General features: G+C 69.6%; 4 protein-coding genes. 3 read left to right on the top strand and 1 reads right to left on the bottom strand.

The window, feature by feature from the left end; genetic code table 11:
* Positions 1-246 (bottom strand): AAA family ATPase (locus AB0G02_RS29360; RefSeq protein WP_360800153.1); only part of this gene is annotated, 246 nt, incomplete at its 3' end.
* A gap of 212 nt (positions 247-458) precedes the next feature.
* On the opposite strand from AB0G02_RS29360, the gene AB0G02_RS29355 reads away from it, so the two are divergent.
* From AB0G02_RS29355 to AB0G02_RS29345, 3 genes are all read left to right on the top strand, one after another.
* On the top strand, positions 459-1,283 hold the full coding sequence (locus tag AB0G02_RS29355) for an alpha/beta hydrolase (protein ID WP_360800156.1): 825 nt from the start codon (positions 459-461) through the stop codon (positions 1,281-1,283).
* A gap of 439 nt (positions 1,284-1,722) precedes the next feature.
* Positions 1,723-3,129 carry a family 2B encapsulin nanocompartment shell protein gene (locus tag AB0G02_RS29350; RefSeq protein ID WP_360800150.1) on the top strand — a complete coding sequence of 469 codons (1,407 nt, stop codon included), beginning with the start codon at positions 1,723-1,725 and terminating at the stop codon, positions 3,127-3,129.
* A 30-nt stretch (positions 3,130-3,159) separates the two neighbouring features.
* On the top strand, positions 3,160-4,527 hold a 1,368-nt coding region (locus AB0G02_RS29345), incomplete at its 3' end, for a family 2B encapsulin nanocompartment shell protein (protein ID WP_360800147.1).

Here is a 4,527-nt window from a genome sequence, read left to right as displayed (position 1 = left end):
CGCGGCCTCCGCGGCGAGCCCGACCAGCCAGGCGGTGTCCTCCAGCAGGTGCGCGTCGTCCACGCACAGCAGAACCTCGCGGCCGGTCGCGGCGTCCCGGGCGGCAGCCTCCCGGGCGGCGGCGAGCATCGCGGTCTTGCCCGACCCGGCGCCGCCGCGCAGGACCAGCGCCCCGCCGCGACCGGCGCGGGCACGGGAGAGCAACGCGTCGACGGCGACGCGCTGCCGGTCACGTCCGCGCAGCATGTGGCCAGTCTGGCCGCACGTCCAGGTCCGGCGGAAGAGGTGGAGCGGAAATTATCTACCAGTGTTAGTTTTCGGACCAGGGACCGGTGGTTGCACCGATGCGGAGCGGTCACGGCGTGGCGCAGGGTCATCGCTGTCCGTAGTTCCCCCTGCCAAGCGAGGTGTACACCGACGTGCAACTCCGCAAACTGATCCCTGCGCTGGTCCCCGCACTGGTCCTGTCGTTGGTCGGCGTGACGCCGGCGAGCGCCGAGGTCGAGTACCGGCGCGGTCCCGCGCCGACCAACTCCAGCATCGAGGCGTCGCGCGGCCCGTTCGCCACGGCCTCCACCTCGGTGTCCTCCTTGTTGGTCACCGGCTTCGGCGGTGGCACCATCTACTACCCGACCAGCACCGCCGAGGGCACCTTCGGCGCGGTCGCCATCTCCCCCGGCTACACCGGCACGCAGTCCAGCATCTCGTGGTTGGGCCCGCGCCTGGCGTCGCAGGGCTTCGTGGTGTTCACCATCGACACCAACACCACCCTCGACCAGCCCGACAGCCGGGCGAGCCAGCTCCTGGCCGCATTGGACTACCTGACCGAGCGCAGCGCGGTGCGGACCCGGATCGACGCCGCGCGGCTGGGCGTCATGGGTCACTCGATGGGAGGCGGCGGCACCCTGCGCGCCGCCGAGCAGCGCCCGGCCCTCCAGGCCGCGATCCCGCTGACCGCCTGGCACACCGACAAGACCTGGAGCGGCGTGCGGGTGCCGACCCTGGTCGTCGGCGCCGAGGCCGACACGGTCGCGCCGGTGGCGACGCACTCCGAGCCGTTCTACACCTCGCTGCCGTCGACGCTGGACAAGGCGTACCTGGAGCTGAACGGCGCCACGCACTTCGCGCCCAACACCTCCAACACGACGATCGCGAAGTACAGCATCTCGTGGCTCAAGCGGTTCATCGACAACGACACCCGCTACGAGCAGTTCCTGTGCCCCGCGCCGGGTCGCAGCACGCTCATCTCGGAGTACCGGGACACCTGCCCCCACTCCGTCTGACCGACGGGCGAGACCCAGGTGCGGCGTCGCGGGCGACCGCGGCGTCACACCGAGCCCCACACCCGACGAACGCGGTGCCGGTTCCACACCGGCACCGCGTTCGTCGTTGTCGGCGTTCGGCGTACCGACTTCCGAGTGAACTCGAGGCCGCATTCGCGCAATAGAGCCACCTGGTGGTGGAAATGCCGAACGCAATGACACTTTGCGGTGAACAAAGTACCCGTTTGAGTAGGAAATTCCCAGTCACCTCGAATGAGTGCCGCACGCCTCTGAAGATCACCCGTTAATTACTTGCCAGGTGGACGACGTCCACGGTGAGTAGGCACAACGTCCCTTTTTGACCCTCCGGGGTGTCGTCACATCGGCCGCTTCCCGTGGTGCGTTCGGACTCACTACGGTCATTCGAACCACTGGACGAAAACCCGATTGGCGGTACGCGGTGACTGTGACCGATTCGGACTTGGAGACCGAGCGACCGAGGCTCAGCCTGGGCACCGCCGCGGCGCGGAACCTGGCGACGACGACCAAGTCCGTCCCCCAGATGCAGAACATCACCTCGCGGTGGTTGTTGAAGATCCTGCCCTGGGTGGAGGCGAAGGGTGGCGCCTTCCGGGTCAACCGCAGGCTCAGCTACTCCGTCGGTGACGGTCGGCTGACGTTCACCAACATCGGCGCCGACGTCCGGGTCATCCCGCAGGAGCTGACCGAGCTGGCGCTGCTGCGCGGCTTCGAGGACGTCGACGCCCTGGTGGCGCTCGCGGACCGGTTCCAGCAGCGCGAGTACGAGCCGGGCGCGGTGATCGTGGAGGCGGGCCGGCCGCAGGACGCGGTCCACCTGATCGCGCACGGCAAGGTGAACAAGATCGGTGAGGGCGAGTACGGCGCCCAGACCGTGCTCGGCACGATGGCCGACGGCGACCACTTCGGCGGCGACGTGCTCGCGGGCCCGCAGGGCGAGTGGGAGTTCACCGTCAAGGCCGTCACGCCGGTGATCGCCCTGGTGCTGCCGTGGGAGGTGTTCGAGCAGCTCAACGGCGAGGCGGGCGGCCTGCGCGCGCACATCCAGCGCAGGTACGCCAACAACGGGGGCAGGTCCAACGCCTACGGCGAGGCGGAGATCGACATCGCCTCCGGCCACGAGGGCGAACCGGACCTGCCCGGCACGTTCGTCGACTACGAGATCGCGCCGCGCGAGCTGGAGCTCAGCGTCGCGCAGACCGTGCTGCGGGTGCACAGCCGCGTCGCGGACCTCTACAACCACCCGATGGACCAGGTCGAGCAGCAGCTGCGGCTGACCATCGAGGCGCTGCGCGAGCGGCAAGAGCACGAGATGGTCAACAACCGCGACTTCGGCCTGCTCAACAGCGCCGACCTCAAGCAGCGCATCCACACCCGCAGCGGCCCGCCCACCCCCGACGACATGGACGACCTGCTGGCGACCGTGTGGAAGGAGCCGACGGCGTTCCTGGCCCACCCGCGGGTCATCGCGGCGTTCGGCCGCGAGTGCAGCAAGCGCGGCATCTACCCGTCGACCATCGACCTCAACGGCCACCACGTGCCCGCGTGGCGCGGTGTGCCCGTGCTGCCGTGCAACAAGATCCCGGTCACCAGGACCCGCACCAGCTCGGTCCTGCTGCTGCGCGCCGGCGAGCACAACCAGGGCGTCATCGGCCTGCACCAGACGGGCCTGCCCGACGAGTACCAGCCCGGCCTGAACGTGCGGTTCATGGGCATCAGCGAGAAGGCGATCATCTCCTACCTCGTCAGCGCCTACTACTCCACGGCGATCCTCGTGCCCGACGCGGTGGGCGTGCTCGAGCACGTCGAGCTCGGCCACGAGGACTAGTACCCCCGACCATCAGATTGGGCAGCTGAAGTGACCGTCACAGACCCCGGACTCGTCCCCGAAGAGGTCGAGCACCAGAGGCAGAGTCTGGGCACCGCGGCCGCGCGGAACCTGGCCAGCACGACCAAGTCCACCCCCCAGATGCAGGGCATCTCACCGCGGTGGCTGCTGCGGAAGCTGCCCTGGGTCACCACCCAGGCGGGCACGTACCGGGTCAACCGCCGCCTCTCCTACGCGCTCGGCGACGGGCGGGTGAGCTTCACCAGCACCGGCGCCGACATCCGGGTCATCCCGCAGGAGCTGCGCGAGCTGCCGGTGCTGCGCGACTTCACCGACGACGAGGTGCTGACCGCGCTGGCCGACCGGTTCCGGCTGCGGGAGTTCCAGCCGGGTGACGTCCTGGTCTCCTCGGGCGAGCCGGCCGAGGACGTCCACCTCATCGCGCTCGGCAAGGTGAACAAGATCGGTCGGGGCGAGTACGGCGCCCAGACCGTGCTCGACACCCTGGCCGACGGCGACCACTTCGGCCAGGAGGTGCTGTTCGGCTCCGGGTCGGAGTGGGACTTCACCGCCAAGGCGGTCACGCCGGTGATCGCGCTCGTGCTGCCGTGGCGCTCGGTGCGGGAGTTGGAGGAGCGGGCGCCGGGACTGCGGGCGCACATCGACGCGTTCCTGAGCGCCACCGGCAAGCCGCAGAACAAGCACGGCGAGGCGGAGATCGAGATCGCCTCCGGCCACGAGGGCGAGCCGGACCTGCCGGCCACGTACGTGGACTACGAGCTGTCGCCGCGGGAGTACGAGCTGGAGGTGGCGCAGACCGTGCTGCGGGTGCACAGCCGCGTCGCGGACCTCTACAACCACCCGATGAACCAGACCGAGCAGCAGTTGCGGTTGACCATCGAGGCCCTGCGCGAGCGCCAGGAGCACGAGATGATCAACAACCGGAAGATCGGGCTGCTGCACAACGCCGACCTCAAGCAGCGCATCCACACCCGCAGCGGGCCGCCGACCCCGGACGACCTGGACGAGCTGCTGTCCCGTCGGCGCAAGACGGCGTTCATGCTGGCCCACCCGCGCACGATCGCCGCGTTCGGCCGGGAGGCCAGCAAGCGCGGCCTCTACCCCGGCACGGCGGACGTGGACGGCACGAAGGTGGTCACGTGGCGCGGCGTCCCGCTGCTGCCGTCGAACAAGGTCCCGATCAGCCCGCAGCACACCACCTCGATCCTGGCCATGCGGGTGGGCGAGCAGGACAACGGCGTGATCGGCCTGCACCAGCCGGGCATCCCGGACGAGGTGCAGCCGGGCCTGAACGCCCGGTTCATGGGCATCGACGAGAAGGCGATCGTGTCCTACCTGGTCAGCGCGTACTTCTCGGTGGCCGTGCTGGTGCCGGAC

Source organism: Actinosynnema sp. NPDC023658, from assembly GCF_040639995.1.
Classification (GTDB): Bacteria; Actinomycetota; Actinomycetes; order Mycobacteriales; family Pseudonocardiaceae; genus Actinosynnema.
This window is presented reverse-complemented; position numbering and strand designations above follow the sequence as displayed.